The 14,058-nt window shown below is 67.4% G+C and carries 14 protein-coding genes and 1 pseudogene; 12 read left to right on the top strand and 3 right to left on the bottom strand.

The annotated features are described in order from the left end of the window. Positions 1–77: 77 nt before the first annotated feature. The 8 genes from QWY80_RS15975 to QWY80_RS16010 are packed head-to-tail and all read left to right on the top strand — an operon-like array spanning position 78 to position 8,913. Positions 78–3,845, top strand: coding sequence for a nitrate reductase subunit alpha (locus QWY80_RS15975; RefSeq protein WP_290233609.1), 3,768 nt, complete (start codon positions 78–80; stop codon positions 3,843–3,845). After that, a complete protein-coding gene (gene narH, locus QWY80_RS15980; protein ID WP_290233612.1) occupies positions 3,842–5,398 on the top strand; it encodes a nitrate reductase subunit beta in 1,557 nt (518 codons plus the stop codon). The genes QWY80_RS15975 and narH overlap by 4 nt, the downstream gene beginning before the upstream one ends. Then, positions 5,391–6,182: a nitrate reductase molybdenum cofactor assembly chaperone gene (gene narJ / locus QWY80_RS15985; RefSeq protein ID WP_290233616.1), complete on the top strand. Its 792-nt coding sequence runs from the start codon at positions 5,391–5,393 to the stop codon at positions 6,180–6,182. Before narH ends, narJ begins: the two co-directional genes overlap by 8 nt. An 11-nt stretch (positions 6,183–6,193) precedes the next feature. Beyond that, positions 6,194–6,877 carry a respiratory nitrate reductase subunit gamma gene (gene narI, locus QWY80_RS15990; protein WP_290233619.1) on the top strand — a complete coding sequence of 228 codons (684 nt, stop codon included), beginning with the start codon at positions 6,194–6,196 and terminating at the stop codon, positions 6,875–6,877. Between the two features lie 4 nt (positions 6,878–6,881). Further along, positions 6,882–7,697 carry a peptidylprolyl isomerase gene (locus tag QWY80_RS15995; protein WP_290233621.1) on the top strand — a complete coding sequence of 272 codons (816 nt, stop codon included), beginning with the start codon at positions 6,882–6,884 and terminating at the stop codon, positions 7,695–7,697. Positions 7,698–7,708: 11 nt separating this feature from the next. Continuing rightward, the gene (locus tag QWY80_RS16000; protein ID WP_290233624.1) at positions 7,709–7,993 is read left to right on the top strand and encodes a hypothetical protein; all 285 of its coding nucleotides are present in this window, start codon (positions 7,709–7,711) and stop codon (positions 7,991–7,993) included. After that, positions 7,959–8,696, top strand: coding sequence for a Crp/Fnr family transcriptional regulator (locus QWY80_RS16005; RefSeq protein ID WP_290233626.1), 738 nt, complete (start codon positions 7,959–7,961; stop codon positions 8,694–8,696). Before QWY80_RS16000 ends, QWY80_RS16005 begins: the two co-directional genes overlap by 35 nt. Positions 8,697–8,730: 34 nt before the next feature. Then, a complete protein-coding gene (locus tag QWY80_RS16010) occupies positions 8,731–8,913 on the top strand; it encodes a helix-turn-helix domain-containing protein (protein WP_353960459.1) in 183 nt (60 codons plus the stop codon). 33 nt (positions 8,914–8,946) lie between these two features. On the opposite strand, the pseudogene QWY80_RS16015 reads toward QWY80_RS16010, so the two are convergent. Further along, a pseudogene (locus QWY80_RS16015) lies at positions 8,947–9,300 on the bottom strand (glycine betaine ABC transporter substrate-binding protein); the annotation flags it as partial. Positions 9,301–9,380: 80 nt separating this feature from the next. Between QWY80_RS16015 and QWY80_RS16020 the strand changes: the two are divergent. The 4 genes from QWY80_RS16020 to QWY80_RS16035 all read left to right on the top strand — a co-directional run bounded on the left by QWY80_RS16020 (position 9,381) and on the right by QWY80_RS16035 (position 12,995). Then, positions 9,381–9,773, top strand: a complete 393-nt coding sequence (locus tag QWY80_RS16020; RefSeq protein ID WP_290233629.1) for an alcohol dehydrogenase catalytic domain-containing protein — start codon at positions 9,381–9,383, stop codon at positions 9,771–9,773. 159 nt (positions 9,774–9,932) lie between these two features. Next, positions 9,933–10,409: a zinc-binding dehydrogenase gene (locus QWY80_RS16025; protein ID WP_290233632.1), complete on the top strand. Its 477-nt coding sequence runs from the start codon at positions 9,933–9,935 to the stop codon at positions 10,407–10,409. Beyond that, positions 10,406–10,882, top strand: coding sequence for an enolase-like domain-containing protein (locus QWY80_RS16030; protein WP_290233636.1), 477 nt, complete (start codon positions 10,406–10,408; stop codon positions 10,880–10,882). Before QWY80_RS16025 ends, QWY80_RS16030 begins: the two co-directional genes overlap by 4 nt. Before the next feature lie 214 nt (positions 10,883–11,096). Further along, the gene (locus tag QWY80_RS16035; protein ID WP_290233639.1) at positions 11,097–12,995 is read left to right on the top strand and encodes a sigma-54-dependent Fis family transcriptional regulator; all 1,899 of its coding nucleotides are present in this window, start codon (positions 11,097–11,099) and stop codon (positions 12,993–12,995) included. 29 nt (positions 12,996–13,024) lie between these two features. On the opposite strand, the gene QWY80_RS16040 is transcribed toward QWY80_RS16035, so the two are convergent. Both QWY80_RS16040 and QWY80_RS16045 read right to left on the bottom strand, forming a co-directional pair. Further along, positions 13,025–13,573, bottom strand: coding sequence for a cysteine hydrolase family protein (locus tag QWY80_RS16040; protein ID WP_290233642.1), 549 nt, complete (start codon positions 13,571–13,573; stop codon positions 13,025–13,027). Between the two features lie 38 nt (positions 13,574–13,611). Then, positions 13,612–14,025: an ester cyclase gene (locus tag QWY80_RS16045; protein ID WP_290233645.1), complete on the bottom strand. Its 414-nt coding sequence runs from the start codon at positions 14,023–14,025 to the stop codon at positions 13,612–13,614. Positions 14,026–14,058: the final 33 nt, after the last annotated feature.

The following is a 14,058-nucleotide window of genomic DNA, read 5'->3' on the forward strand; positions in this document are numbered from 1 at the left end:
GCGTGCAGGAAACGCTCGGCGTCAGATGGGTGGCCCGCCAAGAGGCCACGTCTTTTCGAGGAGCCTGGAGAGCGACCATGAGTCACTTCATCGATCGGCTGAACTTCTTCCGCAAGGCCCGCGAGCCCTTCGCCAACGACCATGGCGAGCTTCGCGACGAGTCCCGTGGCTGGGAGGACGGCTACCGGCAGCGCTGGCAGCACGACAAGATCGTGCGCTCCACCCATGGGGTGAACTGCACCGGCTCGTGCAGCTGGAAGATCTACGTCAAGAACGGCCTGGTTACCTGGGAGACCCAGCAGACCGATTACCCGCGCACCCGGCCCGACCTGCCCAACCACGAGCCACGGGGCTGCCCGCGGGGGGCCAGCTACTCCTGGTACCTCTACAGCGCCAACCGCCTCAAGTACCCGCTGGTCCGCAAGCCGCTGCTCAAGCTGTGGCGCGAAGCGCTGGCCGAGAAGCGCGACCCGGTGGATGCCTGGGCCGCCATCGTCGAGGACCCGGCCCGGACCAAGCAGTACAAGCGGGCCCGCGGCATGGGCGGCTTCGTGCGCGCCGACTGGGACGAGCTCAACGAGCTGATCGCGGCGTCCAACGTCTACACCGCCAAGCAGTATGGCCCGGACCGCATCATCGGCTTCTCGCCGATTCCCGCCATGTCCATGGTCAGCTACGCCGCGGGCAGCCGTTACCTGTCGCTGATCGGCGGGGTCTGCATGAGCTTCTACGACTGGTACTGCGACCTGCCGCCGGCCTCGCCCATGACCTGGGGCGAGCAGACCGACGTGCCGGAGTCCGCCGACTGGTACAACTCCGGCTACATCATCGCCTGGGGCTCCAACGTGCCCCAGACCCGCACCCCGGACGCCCACTTCTTCACCGAGGTGCGCTACAAGGGCACCAAGACCGTCTCGATCACCCCGGACTACGCCGAGGTCTCCAAGCTCACCGACGAGTGGCTCTCCGCCAAGCAGGGCACCGACGCCGCCCTGGCCATGGCCATGGGGCACGTCATCCTCAAGGAGTTCCACCTCGACAGACCCAGCGCCTACTTCACCGACTATGTGCGGCGCTACAGCGACATGCCCTTCCTGGTCGAGCTCGAGGCTCGCGAGGACGGCAGCTACGCGCCGGGCCGCCAGCTGCGCGCCAGCGACTTCGAGGCGAGCCTGGGCCAGGGCAACAACCCCGAGTGGAAGACCGTGGCCTGGGACGAGACCCGCGACCAGTTGGTGGTGCCGCGCGGCTCCATCGGCTTCCGCTGGGGCGAGACCGGCGACGAGGTGGGCAAGTGGAACCTCGAGCCGCTGGACGCCGAAGGCACCGAGATCAAGCCGCTGCTGACCCTGGCCGAGACGCATGACGCGGTGGCCCGTGTCGCCTTCCCCTACTTCGGCGGCATCGCCCACCAGCACTTCGACCACGTCAAGAGCGGCGGCGCCAGCGACGAGCTGCTGTTCCACAGCCTGCCCGCCAAGCGCCTCAAGAAGGCCGACGGCAGCGAGGCGCTGGCGGTGACCGTGTTCGACCTGATGTGTGCCAACTACGGCATCGACCGCGGCTTCGGTGAGGACGACGGCGCCACTTCCTATGACCAGGTCAAGCCCTACACCCCGGCCTGGCAGGAGAAGATCACCGGCGTGCCCGCCGAGCAGGCCACCCGCATCGCCCGTGAGTTCGCCGCCAACGCCGACAAGACCCGCGGGCGCAGCATGATCATCGTCGGTGCCGGCATGAACCACTGGTACCACATGGACATGAACTACCGCGGCCTGATCAACATGCTGGTCATGTGCGGCTGCATCGGCCAGAGCGGCGGCGGCTGGTCCCACTACGTGGGCCAGGAGAAGCTGCGTCCGCAGACCGGCTGGACCCCGCTGGCCTTCGGCCTCGACTGGCAGCGCCCGCCGCGTCACATGAACTCCACCTCCTTCTTCTACAACCACTCCTCCCAGTGGCGCTACGAGAAGCTCCAGATCAAGGAGATCCTCTCCCCGCTGGCCAGGGCCGAGGACTATCCCGGCAGCCTGATCGACTTCAACGTGCGCTCCGAGCGCATGGGCTGGCTGCCTTCCGCGCCGCAGCTCGCCACCAACCCGCTGCGCCTGGCCGCGGCCGCCCAGGCCGCCGGCCTGTCCACCCAGGAGTACGCCGTCGAGCAGCTCAAGAAGGGCGAGCTGGCCTTCGCCGCGGAGGATCCGGACGACCCCCGGAACTTCCCGCGCAACCTGTTCATCTGGCGCTCCAACCTGCTGGGCAGCTCCGGCAAGGGCCACGAGTACATGCTCAAGTACCTGCTGGGGACCCGCCACGGCATCCAGGGCAAGGACCTGGGCGAGGAGGGCGGGACCAAGCCCGAGGAGGTGAAGTGGCATGACGCGGCGCCCGAGGGCAAGCTCGACCTGCTGGTGACCCTGGACTTCCGCATGTCCACCACCTGCCTCTACTCGGATATCGTGCTGCCCACGGCGACCTGGTACGAGAAGGACGACCTCAACACCTCCGACATGCACCCCTTCATCCACCCGCTGACCGCGGCCACCGACCCGGCGTGGGAGTCGCGCAGCGACTGGGAGATCTTCAAGGGCATCGCCCGGGCCTTCTCCAAGGCCACCGAGGGGCACCTGGGCGAGGAGACCGACCTGGTCACCCTGCCGCACCAGCACGACTCCCCCGCCGAGCTGGCCCAGGTCGAGGTGCGCGACTGGAAGCGCGGCGAGTGCGAGCCGATCCCCGGCAAGACCATGCCGGCGCTGATCGAGGTCAAGCGCCACTACCCCGAGACCTATGAGCGCTTCACCTCCGTGGGCCCGCTGCTCGAGAGCCTCGGCAACGGCGGCAAGGGCATCGGCTGGAACACCGAGAAGGAGGTCAAGCTGCTGGGGGATCTCAACCACCGCAAGCTGGACGGGCCGCACACGGGACGGCCGCAGATCGAGTCCGCCATCGACGCCGCCGAGATGATCCTGACCCTGGCACCGGAGACCAACGGCCAGGTGGCGGTGAAGGCCTGGGACGCGCTCTCCAGGATCACCGGGCGGGACCACACCCACCTGGCGCATCCCAAGGAGGAGGAGAAGATCCGCTTCCGCGACATCGTCGCCCAGCCGCGCAAGATCATCTCCAGCCCGACCTGGTCCGGTCTCGAGGACGAGCACGTCTCCTACAACGCCGGCTATACCAACGTCCACGAGCTGATCCCGTGGCGCACCGTCAGCGGTCGCCAGCAGTTCTACCAGGACCACCCCTGGATGCGCGCCTTCGGCGAGAGCCTGCTGGTCTATCGTCCGCCCATCGACACCAAGGCGGCGGTCAGCCTGGCCGAGACGAAGGGCAACGGTAACCCGGAGATCGCCCTGAACTGGATCACCCCGCACCAGAAGTGGGGCATCCACTCCACCTACAGCGACAACCTGCTGATGCAGACCCTGTCGCGGGGCGGGCCCATCGTCTGGATGTCCGAGGACGACGCCCGGTCCATCGGCGTCGAGGACAACGACTGGATCGAGCTCTACAACGCCAACGGCGCCATCGCGGCCCGCGCGGTGGTCAGCCAGCGGGTCAAGAACGGCATGGCGATGATGTACCACGCCCAGGAGCGCATCCTGAACATGCCGGGCTCCGAGATCACCGGCACCCGGGGCGGCATCCACAACTCGGTGACCCGGGTGTGCCCCAAGCCGACCCACATGATCGGGGGCTACGCCCAGCTCTCCTACAGCTTCAACTACTACGGCACCGTCGGCTCCAACCGCGACGAATTCGTCATCGTGCGCAAGATGAAGAAGATCGACTGGCTGGATGGCGAAGGCAATGACTACGAGCAGGAGGCCGTGAAATGAAGATTCGTTCCCAGGTAGGCATGGTCCTCAACCTCGACAAGTGCATCGGCTGTCATACCTGCTCGGTGACCTGCAAGAACGTCTGGACCAGCCGTGAAGGCATGGAGTACGCCTGGTTCAACAACGTCGAGACCAAGCCCGGCATCGGCTATCCCAAGGAGTGGGAGAACCAGAAGAAGTGGCGCGGTGGTTGGATGCGCCGCCGCGACGGCAGGATCGAACCGCGCATCGGCGGCAAGTGGCGGGTGCTGGCGAACATCTTCGCCAACCCCGACCTGCCGGAGATCGACGACTACTACGAGCCGTTCACCTTCGACTACGAGCACCTGCACAGCGCCAGGCAGGGCGAGCACCAGCCCACCGCGCGGCCGCGCTCGCTGATCTCCGGTCAGCGCATGAACAAGATCGAGTGGGGCCCGAACTGGGAGGAGATCCTCGGCACCGAGTTCGCCAAGCGCCGCCGCGACGCCAACTTCGAGCAGGTGCAGGCCGACATCTACGGCCAGTTCGAGAACACCTTCATGATGTACCTGCCGCGCCTGTGCGAGCACTGCCTCAACCCGACCTGCGTGGCGAGCTGCCCGAGCGGGGCGATCTACAAGCGCGAGGAGGACGGCATCGTGCTGATCGACCAGGACAAGTGCCGCGGCTGGCGGATGTGCATCTCCGGCTGCCCGTACAAGAAGATCTACTACAACTGGAAGACCGGCAAGTCCGAGAAGTGCATCTTCTGCTACCCGCGCATCGAGGCCGGCCAGCCGACCATCTGCTCCGAGACCTGCGTGGGTCGCATCCGCTACCTGGGCGTGCTGCTCTACGATGCCGACCGCATCGAGGAGGTGGCCAGCGCCCCGGACGAGCGCGACCTCTACCATCGCCAGCGCGAGATCTTCCTGGACCCCTCTGACCCGGAGGTGATCGCCCAGGCCAGGAAGGACGGCATCCCCGATAACGTCATTGCCGCCGCCCAGGCATCGCCGGTCTACAAGCTGGCCATGGACTGGGGCCTGGCGCTGCCGCTGCACCCCGAGTACCGCACCCTGCCGATGGTCTGGTACGTGCCGCCGCTGTCGCCGATCCAGTCCGCCGCCGAGGCGGGCAAGGTCGAGTTCGACGGCGTGCTGCCGAAGATCGAGTCGCTGCGCATCCCGGTGAAGTACCTGGCCAACCTGCTCACCGCCGGCGAGGAGGCCCCCGTGGTGCTGGCGCTCAAGCGCTTGATGGCCATGCGCCTCTACATGCGCGGCAAGCACGTGGAGGGCCAGGCCGACGCCTCCGTGCTCGACGAGGTCGAGCTGACCGAGGCCCAGGTGGAGGAGATGTATCGCTACCTGGCCATCGCCGACTACGAGGACCGCTTCGTGATCCCCACCAGCCACCGCGAGATGGCCACCGAGGCCTTTCCGGAGCGCGGCGGCTGCGGCTTCAGCTTCGGCGACGGCTGCCACGGCGACAGCAGCCAGAGCCTGTTCGGCGGTCGCCAGAACAACGCCACCCTGGTCCAGCCGGTGGAGACCTATGATCCGCACGCCGAGGAGGCCCGTCATGGCTGATGCCGTTCGCGAGATGGAGCCGCTCGGCGGCATGCGCAGCCTGCGCGTGCTGGCGCGGCTGCTCGACTACCCGTCCGCGGAGCTCCAGGCCGCGGCCCCCGAGATGATCGAGATCCTCGACGCCGAGCGCCGCCTGTCGGCGGCGCACCGCACCGCCCTGATGGACTGGTGCCAGCGGCTGATGGAGGCCGACCTCATGGACCTGCAGGCCGAGTACGTGGCGCTGTTCGACCGCGGGCGCAACACCTCGCTGCTGCTCTTCGAGCACGTCCACGGCGAGTCCCGCGACCGCGGCCAGGCCATGGTGGACCTGCTGGCCGAGTACAGCGCCGCCGGCTTCGAGCTCGACGCCCGCGAGTTGCCGGACTACCTGCCGCTGTTCCTGGAGTACCTCTCCACCCGGCCGGAGGCCGACATCGGCCGCTGGCTGGGCGAGATCCGCCATATCCTGGCGCTGCTCACCGCGCGCCTCGAGGAGCGCGGGGCGGACCACGCCCTGGTGCCCTTGGCGCTGCTGGCGCTGATCGGTGCCGAGGCCGACGTGGCGGCCCACCGCGACACGGCGAAGGAGGAGGCGCCGGACCATACCCCCGAGGCCCTGGACGCGGTCTGGGAGGAGGAGGCGGTGCGCTTCTCCGCCGAGTCCGACCAGGACTGCGCCCTGCAATCCGCCGAGGGCCGCCGGCTCGCCGAGCGCAAGCAGGCCGTGCCCAGTGACCCCGTTCGCATCATGCCAGGCCCCGCCGCCAGCGCGGCCGCCGATCGCGGCCCGGCCGCACGCTAAGGAGAATCGCCATGTTTTCCGAGTACCTGCAACACCTGCTCTACGGCTACTACCCGTACCTGGCCGGTACGGTGTTCCTGGTCGGCAGCCTGCTGCGCTACGACCACGGCCAGTACACCTGGAAGACCGGCTCGAGCCAGATGCTGTCGTCGAAGCATATGCGCCTGGCCAGCAACCTCTTTCATATCGGCATCATCGTGATCTTCTTCGGCCACCTGTTCGGCATGCTCACGCCACACTGGGTCTATGCGCCCTTCCTCAGCGCCGGGACCAAGCAGGTGGTCGCCATCGTGGTCGGCGGCATCGCCGGGGTGCTCTGCCTGGTCGGCGGCGCCATGCTGCTGCATCGCCGCCTGACCAATGCGCGCGTCAAGGCATCGTCCAGCGTGATGGACAACCTGGTGCTGGGGTTGATCGTCTTCCAGGCGGCGCTGGGCGTGGTCAGCGTGTTCTTCTCGCTGGGCCACCTGGACGGCGAGATGATGCTGACCCTCTCCAGCTGGGCACAGTCCATCGTCTTCTTCGGCGGCGGCGCGGCGGATTACATGACCGAGGTCTCCTGGATCTACCAGCTGCACGTCTTCCTCGGCCTGACCATCATCCTGTTGTTTCCCTTCACCCGCCTGGTGCATGTCTGGAGCGTGCCGCTGGGCTATATCACGCGGCGCTACCAGATCGTCCGCAAGCGGGGCTGATACCATGCAGAAGATCGATATCGAGCAGATCCCGGGGGGCGCCAGCCCCCCACCCATCCGGGTCGGCGAGACTACCATCGCCGAGGCCGCCATCGCCCAGGAGATGCAGTACCACCCGGCGGACAGTGCCGGCAGCGCCCAGCTCGCGGCGGCCCGCGCCCTGGTGGTGCGCGAGCTGCTGCGCCAGCGTGCCGCCGCCCTGGGCCTGGCCGACGACGCGGCGCTGGACGAGAACGACACCGCCATCGCCGCCCTGCTGGAGCGGGAGCTCGACGTGCCCGAGCCTGCCGAGGCGGACTGCCGGCGCTTCCATGCCGCCCACGCCGAGCGCTTCAGCGAGCCCACTCGCCTCGAGGTACGGCATATCCTGCTGGCGGCGGCGCCGGACGACGCCGAGGCGCGGGATGCCGGCTACCGCCTGGGCGAGACGCTTATCAAACAACTGGGCGAACACCCCGAGCGCTTCGCCGAGTTCGCCCAGCGCCACTCCGCCTGTCCCTCGAAGGAGGAGGGCGGCGCGCTGGGCTGGCTGGCGCCCGGCCAGACCGTGGCCGAACTCGACCGCGCCCTGCAACACCTGCCCGAGGGGCTCCACGACCGCCCGCTGGCGTCACGCTACGGCTGGCATGTGGTCTGCATCGAGGCGCGCGAGGAAGGGCGCGAGCTGCCCTATGCGGCCGTGGCCGAGCGGGTCCGCCACAGCCTGCGCGAGCAGGCCACCCGCCGCGCCCTGCGCCACTACCTGCTGGCGCTCGAGGCCGAGATCGGCGTCGAGGGCATCCGCCTCGACGACGAAGGCGGCAGCGCCCTGATGCAATAGGAGGCCCTCCGATGAACTGCGGCTGTGCCGAGGTCGTCACCCCGACGCTACTCGGCCTCGGCATGGTCCGCGACGCCCCCCGAGAGCTGCATCGGGCCCTGGCACGGGCGCGCGCCGAGGCCGATCTGGTACTCTGGAGCGGCGAGGCACCCGTGGCGCGGCTGGCGGGCGGCCAGGGATCGCATATGCTGCGCGCGGCGAGCCAGGCCCATGGCTACCTGCTGATCGACGCCGATACCGATGTGGAGGAAGGACACGCCTATGGATACTGCCCCGCCGCCCAGTTCGGTCACTGAGCTGCCGGGTACGCCGCGCCAGCTGCGCGACCTGGTGCGCGGGGTGCCCTGGCTGGGGGCGCTCGCCGACGACGAGATCGCCAGCCTGCTGGAGGACTCGGTGCCGCGCACCCTGAAGAGCCGCGAGTGGCTGTTCCGCCAGGACACCCCGGCGGAATGGCTGCACATCGTGATCAGCGGCACGGTGCGGCTGGTGCGCAGCGCCGGCGACGGCCGCCTGGCCACCATTCGCTGCGTGGAGCGCGGCGGCACCCTGGGCGAGCTGAGCATGGTGTCGCGGGAGGGCGTCTACCTCTACTCCTCCGAGGCGCTGCAGCGTACCCAGGTGCTGTCGATCCCTGCGGCACGCTGCCGCGAGATCATGGACCGCCAGCCCGAGTGTCGCGCCGAATTCATGAGCCGCCTGGCCCTGGAGCTCACCGACCGTCTCGAGGACCTGGCGCTGCTCACCCAGGGCGATGCCATGTCGCGGCTGGTCGGCTACATCCTGCGCCAGCTGCCCGCGGGGCACGGCAAGGGGCCCCGCGTGATTCGCCTGACCATCCCCAAGCGCTGGCTGGCTGCCCAGCTGGGCATGACGCCGGAAACCCTCTCCCGGCTGCTGGCGCGGCTGCGCGACGACGGCGCCATCGCCATCGACCGTCAGCGCCTCACGGTGCGCGACGAGCAGAAGCTGCGCACCTTCATGCTGGCCGAGAGCTGACGGTACCTATCATGAACGGCAGCTGAGGTATCCATTGCGCCTGCACTACGAGGGCCCCCTACCCGAGACCGTCGGCTTCCTGCTCACCGAGACCGACATGGACGTGCTCGCCATCGGTCTGGCCTGCGGCTTCACATCCGGGTCCAGTTTCTCGCGGGCGTTTCGCGAGCACTACGGCTATTCACCCCGCGGGGGGCGTCGGCAGACTGGCGAGTAGCGATCAGTCCGAGGCTGCTGCCGAGGCGCGAGCTCACGACTCGGGCAGCCACTCCTGCACGATGTCCTGGTTCTCCTCGACCCACTGCTTGGCGTTCTCGTAGGGCTCGGCGTCCTCCTCCTGATTCATCAGCATGACCTCGCCCATCTGCTCCGGGGTCCATTCGAAGGCGTCCAGGATGGCGTAGGCCCCCGGCAGGTCCTCCTCGAGGCCATCGCGGGCGATGGTGTGGATCTGCTCGGCGCCGCCATAGACGTTCTCCGGGTCCTCCAGATACTTGAGGTCCCAGCGGGCGAACTTCCAGTGCGGCGTCCAGCCGGTCACCACGATCGCCTCGTCGTTGGCGATGGCGGTCTGCAGGGCCGCGGTCATGGTGGCGCCGCCGCCGCCCGGCGTGCCCACCGACTCGCCGACCGCCTGCTGGCGGATCCCGCAATCCCCCCAACCCCTGAAGGAGTCACGGATTGATGTCCTCTTTGCCTGAGACCATGCATGCCGTCCTGCTGAACGGTCATGGCGGTTTCGACCAACTCGAGTACCGCACCGATGTGCCCGTGCCCACCCCCGGTCCCGGCGAGGTGCTGATCCGGGTAGCCGCCGCCGGCATCAATGCCCGCATCGGCTGGTATTCCAAGAAAGTGACCGGCGATGCCAATGAGGGGGGCGCCGCTGGCTTCGCCGAGACCGAGGCCGGGGATGCCAGCTGGTCCGGCGTGCCGCTGCGCTTCCCGCGCATCCAGGGAGCCGACTGCTGTGGCCGGATCGTCGCCGCCGGCGATGGCGTGGTGGCCTCGCGGATCGGCGAGCGAGTGCTGGTGCGCAACATGCTGCGCAGCCCGGTCGATTTCCGTTCCTTCTAGTGCTGGACCTATGGCAGTGAGTGCGATGGGGGCTTCGCCCAGTACGCCACCGCCCCCGCCGCCGATACCTGGGCGGTAAACAGCGACTGGAGCGATGTCGAGCTGGCCTCGATCCCCTGCGCCTACTCCATCGCCAGCGGCGGCGCCGGCTCCGCGGCCGTGCAGCTGGCCAGGTGCCGAGGCGCCGAGGTCATCGCCGTCGCCAGCGCCAGCAAGGCCGATCAGGTCCACGCCCTCGGGGCCGACCGCGTGGTGAGCCGGGACGCCGATCCGATCAAGGCCCTCGGCGAGAACAGCGTCACGGTGGTGGTCGACCTGGTCGGCGGCGAGCCGTGGCCGGCGCTGATGCGCCTGCTGCGCACCGGAGGACGCTATGCCAGTGCGGGTGCCATCGCCGGCCCGCTGGTGGAGCTGGACCTGCGCACCCTCTACCTGAAGGACCTGTCGTTCTTCGGCTGCACCTGGCAGGAGGACGCCGTCTTCGAGAATGTGGTGCGCTATATCGAGGAGGGCCGCACGCCCCTTCGTCAGCCGGAGCTATCCGTTGTCGGAGATCGTGATGGCCCAGCAGGACTTCATCGACAAGCGCTACGCCGGCAAGCTGGTGCTGGTGCCTCCGGAGGAGGCCACCGATGAAGATTCGTGAGATCGAGGCCTCCCTGGCCGATGCCCGGCCGGGGGAGTACTTCATCGTCGACGGCAATGGCGGCCTGAGCGTCGAGCACGTCCTGCGCATGCTGAACCTGCTGCCCGCCGGGCTGGACTTCGTGCTGGAGGCCCCCTGCGCCACCTGGCGCGAGACCCTGTCCCTGCGGCGTCGTACCTCGGTGCCGATCCTCTTCGACGAGCTGGCCACCGACGACGCCTCGATCATCTGGGACAGACGGTACCGCCCCATGCCCTGCGCTGCATTCTCGACGTGCGCGACATGGCCACCAAAGCCACCGTCGACTTCGATGCGACGCTGGTCGACGGCGGCATCCTGGTGCCGGATCGATCCGGGCTGGGGATCGAGATCCCTCGGGAGGTTCTCGGCGAGCCGGTGGCCGTCTATCGGTAAGCCCAGTTCATCCGACGACGGCCCAAGGCTTCAATATACTGAACCGTAAGGGATTCCCGGATGCTTCAGACCTTGAGGAAATGGTGATGCCTCCTGGGATCTCCGGAACCCCATGCTCTGCTTCAATTTGGTGTGTAGAGTAGCAACAGGGCCGGTGCAGGCTCTCCTGCGTTTATCGTGTTGCCGAATGCGCTGTACTGCCTCTTTGAATCCATTCAATACAACATGAGAACAAGAGACCCGGCGACGAGTGGAGACCATACATGAGCATGCCCAGTTCTGCCGTCCAGCGCTCCAGGGAGGCTCGCGAGGCCTTCTTCCAGCGCGGCCAGCTCCCCACCGGCCTGATCGATGATGCCATCCTCAACTCCTGGCAGCGTTGCCTGGCCCAACGCAGGAGCGTCACCGAGCGGGTCGAGTACGAGCCGCTGCCCCGTGCCAGCCTCGCCGAACTGCTGGAAGCGAGCCGTAGGCTGCTCGAGGCCGCCAATGGGCCGCTGGAACAACTGAACCGTACAGTCAGCGGTGCTGGCTATGCCATGCTGCTCACCGATCATCAAGGTCATGCCCTGAGCGCTTATCGCGGCAGCTCCCATGCCAACCGACTCATCCGGCAAGCCTTCCGCAGGGGGGTCAATCTCTCGGAACAGCGTATCGGGACCTCGGCGATGTCCTGTGCGCTCACCGAAGGGCGGCAGGTTGCCGTCTCGGGCCCGGAGCACTACTTCAGTTCGAACCAGGTACTCCATTGCGCCGCCGCGCCGATCATCGACCCGCAAGGTCACGTCATCGGCTCGATCGATATTACCCGAGAGCATCCCCTGGAACGGGGCAGTGCTCTCTCGCTGGTCGGTCAGTGCGCCAAGACCGTCGAGCGCCGGTTGATCGCCATGCTGGAGCCCTTCCTGATCCTCCAACTGGGCTGGCAGCTGGGGGAGAGCGCTTCCGACGAGCTGCTGATCGCCCTCGGCCCGGAAGGCGAGATCCTCGGCATGACGCCGAGGGTGCGCGAAGTGATCGGTCTCGCGGCCGGGGATGGCCCGCAAGGCTTCGAGGAGCTGTTCGATCTGCGCTTCGAGGCACTGGTGGATGCGGCTCGCGATCAGCGCTCGCCTCTCCTGGGGCGGGTGGCTTCCGGGTTGGCCTTTTCCCTGCACCCCGTCAGCCATCGGGCAGCACGCCTCCTCCAGGGATCGCCTCGGCGCCGTCACGCCGAGGGCTCTCTACCTTCGACTCCCCGGCTCCCCGACTTCGGCGATCGCTCTCTCAACGACCGCGTCAATCTGGCCCTCAAGGCGATGGCCAAGGGGCTGCCGGTGCTGATCCAGGGCGAGACCGGCACCGGCAAGGAGGTGATGGCCCGCGCCCTCCATGACAACAGCGGCAAGGGGAGCGGCGAGTTCGTGGCCATCAACTGCGCCGCCATCCCCGAAACCCTGATCGAGGGCGAGCTCTTCGGCCACACCGAAGGCGCCTATACTGGGGCCCGTCGTGGCGGCGCCCCGGGCAAGCTCGAACAAGCCGACGGCGGCACCCTCTTCCTCGACGAGATCGGCGATATGCCCCTCGCCCTGCAGTCCAGGCTGCTGCGGGTGCTGGAGACCCGTGAGGTCACCCGCCTCGGGGGCCAGACCAGTAAGCGGGTCGACTTCCAGTTGATCTGCGCCACCCACCGCGACCTGAGCGAGGCCGTCGTCCGGGGCGAGTTCCGTGATGACCTGCTCTACCGCATCAAGGGCATGCCCCTGAGGATGCCTCCCCTGCGGGAGCGCGCCGAGCTGCGCGCTTTCCTGATCGACCAGTGCGCCCAGGTCACCGAGGGCCGTCGCCGGCTGGCGGAGGCCACCCTCGAGGTGCTGCTCGCCCATGACTGGCCGGGCAACGTGCGCGAATTGCGCCACGCCCTGACCTATGCCGACGTCCTGGCCGACGATGGCAGTGACATGATCGAGTCCCACCACCTGCCGGATGATATCCAGCACGCCGCCGGCACCCGCTTGCCGCAGGCGCCGAAAGGCCCGGCAGGGACGCTGCGATCACTGGAATGGGAGGCCATCGAACACGCGATGGCGCTGGAGGACGGCAATGTCAACGCCGCCGCCAAACGCCTCGGCATCGGTCGCGCCACGCTATATCGCCGGCTCAAGCAGCACAGGAAGTGACGCGGCGAGCCGCGTCGGAGCCAACGACGTCAGGTCGCGAGATAGTCGCGGGTGGTGACGACCGAACCATAGGCAAAGGCCAGCGCGGCCATGATGGTACCGTGAACGTGCGCCGCCGGCACGGCGTGACCATCGAACTCGAGGTCCTGTGTCGCACAGGCATCATGAACGATCGTGGCCTTGTAGCCGAAGTCGGCAGCCGCTCGACTGGTCGCATCGATGCAGACATGGCTCATGGCGCCGGCGATCACGACCTCCTCGACCCCTTCCGCCTCCAGCCTCTGCTTCAGGTCCGTCTCGCGGAATGCATTGGGATAATGCTTGAGGATCACCGGCTCCCCTGCCTCGGGCTGGACACTGGGGTGGATCTGCACCCCCGGCGAGCCCGGCGTAAAGATCGGCGCCTGCGGATCGGGGAATTCATGACGAATATGGATCACGCTATCTCCCTTGGCGCGGGCGTCCTGGATCACCTTGGCCGCATTGCCCACGGCCTCTTCGATACCGACCAGCGGTAGCTTTCCTGACGGGAAGTATTCGTTCTGGATATCGACGACGATGATGGCACGTTGACTCATTATATTTCCCTCTTCGGATGGTTACGGTTTCTGGACTCTCAGGCTTCAGACGCCAGCTGACGGTGTATATCCAGCCGGTCGAAGTGCGCACGCTTCTCGATGATCTTCCCGTCGGAAAGCGTCAGCAGCATCAGTAGCGAAAAGCGCAAGCGCTTGCCCGTCGGCGCGATGCCCTCGACGGGGCCGGCCGTGTGCTTGCCGTCGAAGACCAGGTAGGCGGCCACCTGGTCATCCTCGGCGATCAGGCGCTCGACCTGGAAGCTGAAGCCGGGAAATGCATCGAAGTTCTTCTTCTCCGACGCGATGAAACCCTCAGCGCCGTGAATGGGCGTGTCCATCTGCAGGTAGAACACGAAGTCCGGATGGCACAGCCGTGCCGCGGCAGCGTGGTCCTCGTGCTGGAGGGCAGCATAAAATTCACGGACCACTTGCTTGTTCGCTTCGGTAGACATGTCGTTTTATCCGTTGTGATGCTGTTCGCTATA

The organism is Halomonas ramblicola, from assembly GCF_030409215.1.
Taxonomy (GTDB): Bacteria; Pseudomonadota; Gammaproteobacteria; order Pseudomonadales; family Halomonadaceae; genus Halomonas; species Halomonas ramblicola.

Bases quoted from the DNA above. Each gene is read 5' to 3' on its own strand.
- QWY80_RS15975 (WP_290233609.1), top strand. From the start codon at position 78: ATGAGTCACTTCATCGATCGGCTGAACTTCTTCCGCAAGGCCCGCGAG.
- narH (WP_290233612.1), top strand. From the start codon at position 3,842: ATGAAGATTCGTTCCCAGGTAGGCATGGTCCTCAACCTCGACAAGTGC.
- narJ (WP_290233616.1), top strand. From the start codon at position 5,391: ATGGCTGATGCCGTTCGCGAGATGGAGCCGCTCGGCGGCATGCGCAGC.
- narI (WP_290233619.1), top strand. From the start codon at position 6,194: ATGTTTTCCGAGTACCTGCAACACCTGCTCTACGGCTACTACCCGTAC.
- QWY80_RS15995 (WP_290233621.1), top strand. From the start codon at position 6,882: ATGCAGAAGATCGATATCGAGCAGATCCCGGGGGGCGCCAGCCCCCCA.
- QWY80_RS16000 (WP_290233624.1), top strand. From the start codon at position 7,709: ATGAACTGCGGCTGTGCCGAGGTCGTCACCCCGACGCTACTCGGCCTC.
- QWY80_RS16005 (WP_290233626.1), top strand. From the start codon at position 7,959: ATGGATACTGCCCCGCCGCCCAGTTCGGTCACTGAGCTGCCGGGTACG.
- QWY80_RS16020 (WP_290233629.1), top strand. From the start codon at position 9,381: ATGTCCTCTTTGCCTGAGACCATGCATGCCGTCCTGCTGAACGGTCAT.
- QWY80_RS16030 (WP_290233636.1), top strand. From the start codon at position 10,406: ATGAAGATTCGTGAGATCGAGGCCTCCCTGGCCGATGCCCGGCCGGGG.
- QWY80_RS16035 (WP_290233639.1), top strand. From the start codon at position 11,097: ATGAGCATGCCCAGTTCTGCCGTCCAGCGCTCCAGGGAGGCTCGCGAG.
- QWY80_RS16040 (WP_290233642.1), bottom strand. From the start codon at position 13,573: ATGAGTCAACGTGCCATCATCGTCGTCGATATCCAGAACGAATACTTC.
- QWY80_RS16045 (WP_290233645.1), bottom strand. From the start codon at position 14,025: ATGTCTACCGAAGCGAACAAGCAAGTGGTCCGTGAATTTTATGCTGCC.